The sequence below is a fragment of the Aeromonas sp. HMWF017 genome (assembly GCF_003061465.1).
Classification (GTDB): Bacteria; Pseudomonadota; Gammaproteobacteria; order Enterobacterales; family Aeromonadaceae; genus Aeromonas; species Aeromonas veronii.
The window spans coordinates 1-4136 of sequence record NZ_QAJD01000089.1 but is presented as its reverse complement, the minus strand read 5'-3'; the positions used below and the strand labels follow the sequence as shown (position 1 = coordinate 4136).

The following is a 4136-nucleotide window of genomic DNA, read 5'->3' as shown; positions in this document are numbered from 1 at the left end:
GTATTGCAGGAGCACGAGCTGGAGCGGGTGGGCAACAGCAACCCCATCGCGGTGGATGTGCGGCTGGTGGCCGCCACCAACTGCGATCTGCTCTCCATGGTCAAGAACAAGCGTTTCAGAAGCGATCTCTACTACCGTCTCAATGTCTTTCCCATCGAGCTGCCGCCGCTGCGCGAGCGCCGCGAGGATATTCCGCTCTTGGTCAACTTCTTTATCAAGAAGATCGCCAAGCGGATGCGCCGCACCATCACCTCGATCCCCGCCGATGCCATGAAGATGCTGGTGTCGCTCCCCTGGTACGGCAATATCCGCGAGCTGGAGAACGTCATCGAGCGCGCCGTGGTGATGACCCGCGGCCATGTGCTCAACCTCTCGCCCGATGAGCTGATGCCGCTCAAGGGTTATCACAAGATTGAGACCCTGGTCTATGACGAGCCCGCCACGCCGCTCTTTGCCGAGGAGGGGCCGACCGATGAGCGCGAGGCGATCATCGCCGCCCTGCGCGACTGCAACGGTATCGTCGCTGGCGAGCGGGGGGCGGCCAACCGTCTCGGCATGAAGCGCACCACCTTGCTTTCGAAAATGAAGCGGCTCGGCATTTCTGCCAGAGATCCCGAGATCATCGATGGGGTCGCACCATGAGAGAGCTACTTGAGCTGGAGGCGCAGAACGAGCTGGCACGCTGCGCCATCCACCGCGAGGTGGTGCACTACCGCGCCGATACACTGACCTGCGACAGCGAGATGGCGCTCCCATCCGAAACGCCGGTGGCGCTGGTCTATAACGGCATCGCCCACAGCGTGATGATGTGCTCGGCCTCCGATCTGGAGGATTTCGCTATCGGTTTTTCGCTCTCCGAGGGGATCATCGACAGCCTGCTCGATATCCATGACATCGAGCAGATCGACGGCTGTCAGGGGATTGAGCTGCATATCACCCTGGCCAATCGCTGCGTCCATCGCCTTAAAGAGAAGCGGCGCACGCTCGCGGGGCGTACCGGTTGCGGCATCTGCGGCAGCGAGAGTCTGGAGCAGGTGATCCGCACCCAACCAAGCTTGCCCGACAGCCAGCGTCTGGCGGTAGGGCATATCGACAAGGTACTGAGCGCGCTGCGCCCGCTCCAGCTGCTGGGCCAGCGCACCGGCGCCACCCATGCGGCGGTGCATCTGGACGGGGAAGGCAACATTCTCGCCATCCGTGAGGATGTGGGGCGCCATATCGCTCTGGACAAGCTGGTGGGCCATCTGTGCCGCACGGGTCGCCGTGACGGTGCCATTCTGGTGACCAGCCGCGCCAGCTTCGAGATGGTGCAAAAGTGCGCCAGCGCCGGGGTGGAGATCTTGCTCGCCATCTCCGCCGCCACCGAGCTTGCGGTCGAGCGGGCCGAGCAGACCGGCCTCACCCTGGTGGGCTTTTGCCGCCCCGGGCGGGCCGAGATCTACAGCGGCTGCCAGCGCATTCTGCTCAAGTAATGGCAAGGCCGTGAACCCGCTAAACGGGTCACGAAAATAGGCAATGAAAAAGGGCGGGGAGTGTGACTCCCCGCCCTTGTTGTATCTGCTTCTAGCTTGCGGATTAGCGCGCCAGCAGGATACGCAGCATGCGGCGCAGCGGCTCGGCGGCGCCCCACAGCAGTTGGTCACCCACGGTAAAGGCGGCCAGATACTCAGGGCCCATATTGAGTTTGCGCAGACGACCCACCGGAATGCTGAGGGTGCCGGTGACGGCAGCCGGAGTCAGCTCGCGGGCTGTGATGTCGCGATCGTTGGGGATCACTTTCACCCAGTCGTTATGGGCGGCCAGCAGGGTTTCGATCTCCGCCAGCGGCACATCTTTTTTCAGCTTGATGGTGAAGGCCTGGCTGTGGCAGCGCAGGGCGCCGATCCGCACGCACAAACCATCCACCGGAATGACGGCGTTCTCGATACCCAAAATCTTGTTGGTTTCGGCCTGTCCTTTCCACTCTTCGCGGCTCTGGCCGTTGTCGAGCTTGGTGTCAATCCAGGGGATAAGGCCACCGGCCAGCGGCACGCCGAAGTTGTCCACCGGCAGGGTGCCGGAGCGGGTCTTCTCGGTGATCTTGCGCTCGATGTCGAGGATGGCGGAGGCGGGATCCGCCAGCTCGACCGCCACTTCGTCGCGCAGCATCCCCATCTGGGTGACCAGTTCGCGCATATGACGAGCACCGCCACCGGAGGCAGCCTGATAGGTGGCCACGCTGACCCACTCCACCAGATCGGCCTTGAACAGGCCGCCGAGGGCCAGCAGCATCAGGCTGACGGTGCAGTTGCCGCCAACGAAGGTCTTGATGCCATCGTTCAGGGCCTGCTCGATGACGTCGCCGTTGACTGGATCCAGAATGATGACGGCGTCTTTCTCCATCCGCAGGGAGGAGGCGGCGTCAATCCAGTAACCCTGCCAGCCCGCGGCTTTCAGGCGCGGATAGACATCCTTGGTGTAGTCGCCGCCTTGGGCGGTGATGATGATATCCTGCTTGGCCAGCGCTTCGATATCGAAGGCGTCTTGCAGAGTACCGGCATCGACGCCGAAGTTGGGGGCGGCCTCACCGGCCTGGGAGGTGGTGAAGAATGTGGGTTGAATATGGGCGAAATCCTGCTCTTCCTGCATCCGGCTCATCAGAACCGATCCCACCATGCCACGCCAACCGACCAAACCTACTTTTTTCATAATGTCCTACCCTGGATTGCTGCTAAAGAAACTCGTGGTGACACCCGTAACCCCTTGTTTGGCGACGCCTGTTTACAAGCGGTTTACAGGCGCATTTAAAAAATATGCGCTGCGAAAAATGCGTCTATCCACATTACGGATTGTGGCGGCTTGCGCAAGTCGAATTGCGCAATATTCTGTGCCGTTTGCTGCATTAACCGGCAGCCAGAGCACCGCTCAGGTAGACGGGGAGGGAGAAGGTCAACATCAGATGAAAAGGCCACCGTTTATGGCGGTGGCCTGTCAATAAAGCGGTTGAGAACGTCCTCTGCTGTTGTCTGGGGGCGCAGTTGGCGAGTGAAACAGCCCGACAGCGTAGGCGCTTAGCCGTAACGGGCCAGGGTCAACCCCTCGTCACTGATGGCGGGCTCGCTGCCGTTGATGAGATCGCACAACAGCTGACCCGAACCGGCCGCCATGGTCCAGCCCAGGGTGCCGTGGCCGGTATTGAGCCAGAGACCGGGAATGGGGCTCGGCCCCACCAGCGGGGTGCCGTCCGGCGTCATGGGGCGCAGCCCGGTCCAGAACTCTGCCTGACTGATATCGCCCCCCTCGGGGAAGAGATCCCCCACCACCATCGCCAAGGTGTCGTGGCGCCTCGGGTTGAGTGCAAGGTTGTAGCCCGACAGCTCCGCCATGCCGCCGACCCGGATCCGCTCGTCAAAGCGGGTAATGGCCACCTTGTAGGTTTCATCGAGCACGGTACTGCGCGGCGCGGCCTCGGCGTTGATCATCGGCAGGGTGAGGGAGTAGCCCTTGACCGGATAGACAGGCAGCTCCAGCCCGAGCGGGCGCAGCAACGGCCGCAGAAAACCGGTGGCATAACTGCCGAGCGCACAGACGATGGCATCGGCGCGATAGCGCTGCTCGCCCGCCCGTACCGCCACGGCGCGGCCGCGGGCTTGCTCAATCTCGTCGATGTCGCAGTTGAAGACGAACTTGACCCCGAGCTTCTCGGCTTCAAGGGCAAGGGCCTTGGTGAAGCGGAAGCAGTCGCCGGTCTCGTCGCCGGGCAGACGCAAGCCGCCGACGATTTTGCCGCGCACCCGCGCCAGCGCAGGCTCTGCCGCTTCGCAGCCGCTGGCATTGAGCGACTGGTAAGGGACGCCATACTCCTCCAGCACCTCGATATCGCGTTGACTGGCATCGAGCTGGGATTGGCTGCGAAACAGCTGCAGGGTGCCAAGTTGGCGCCCTTCGTAATCGATGTTGAGCTCGTCGCGAAGTGCCTTCATGCAGTCGCGGCTGTATTCGGCCAGACGCACCATGCGCCCCTTGTTGGTGGCATAAGCGGTCGGGGTGCAGTTGGCGAGCATTCTGAGCATCCAGCGTAGCTGGAAGGGGTCGGCGGTGGGGCGCACGGTGAAGGGGGCATGCTTTTGCAACATCCACTTGGCGGCCTTGAGGGG

4 protein-coding genes are annotated in these 4136 nt (G+C 62.5%); 2 read left to right on the top strand and 2 right to left on the bottom strand.

Features of this window, described 5'->3' with window-relative positions; translation table 11 throughout:
- Positions 1 to 642: sigma 54-interacting transcriptional regulator (locus tag DBR30_RS21930; RefSeq protein ID WP_258224361.1), on the top strand; the 642-nt coding region annotated here is incomplete at its 5' end.
- Positions 639 to 1472 (top strand): formate dehydrogenase accessory sulfurtransferase FdhD, encoded by an 834-nt coding sequence (gene fdhD / locus DBR30_RS08525; protein WP_100645936.1) that lies wholly within the window; start codon positions 639 to 641, stop codon positions 1470 to 1472. The genes DBR30_RS21930 and fdhD, both read left to right, overlap by 4 nt.
- A 103-nt stretch (positions 1473 to 1575) precedes the next feature.
- Here the strand turns inward: fdhD and asd are convergent, their stop codons facing one another.
- A complete protein-coding gene (gene asd / locus DBR30_RS08520; protein ID WP_108539784.1) occupies positions 1576 to 2688 on the bottom strand; it encodes an aspartate-semialdehyde dehydrogenase in 1113 nt (370 codons plus the stop codon).
- A 362-nt stretch (positions 2689 to 3050) separates the two neighbouring features.
- Positions 3051 to 4136, bottom strand: a 1086-nt coding sequence (locus tag DBR30_RS08515; RefSeq protein WP_108588296.1) for a D-amino acid dehydrogenase, incomplete at its 5' end; no start/stop codon positions are given.

What these genes read in the sequence shown, in the direction of transcription:
- asd (WP_108539784.1), bottom strand. Translation starts at nt 2,688, where the DNA reads ATGAAAAAAGTAGGTTTGGTCGGTTGGCGTGGCATGGTGGGATCGGTT.
- fdhD (WP_100645936.1), top strand. Translation starts at nt 639, where the DNA reads ATGAGAGAGCTACTTGAGCTGGAGGCGCAGAACGAGCTGGCACGCTGC.